The sequence below is a fragment of the Bacillus sp. IT-79MI2 genome, assembly GCF_949768135.1.
Taxonomy (GTDB): domain Bacteria; phylum Bacillota; class Bacilli; order Bacillales; family Bacillaceae_G; genus Bacillus_A; species Bacillus_A pseudomycoides.
Window position 1 is genome coordinate 1 of sequence record NZ_CATKPV010000034.1, and the last position, 276, is coordinate 276.

The following is a 276-nucleotide window of genomic DNA, read 5'->3' on the forward strand; positions in this document are numbered from 1 at the left end:
CGACGTAACACGCTTCATTCCGATCATATCTATATCAAAACCATATTTTTCAAAAATGTCTCGTGGTAACTTTCCTTTTCTATTTTCTTCAATAAATATGCGCTTAAAGTCGTCTGTATAAGTAATTCCTTTCTCACTCATAGATTTTACGTATGGATTCTTTGATAGCGTTTGAACCTCTTTTTCTGTAAATAGCTTTTTCGTCATTGTGAAATTTCTCCGATTCTAATTTTTCTCCTATTATACAAGAAATACCCTATAGAATAGACTTTTTTT

1 protein-coding gene is annotated in these 276 nt (G+C 30.8%); it reads right to left on the reverse strand.

The annotated features are described in order from the left end of the window. Nucleotides 1-207, reverse strand: a 207-nt coding sequence (locus tag ACM6HU_RS02765; protein WP_414847978.1) for an HTH domain-containing protein, incomplete at its 3' end; no start/stop codon positions are given. Nucleotides 208-276: the final 69 nt, after the last annotated feature.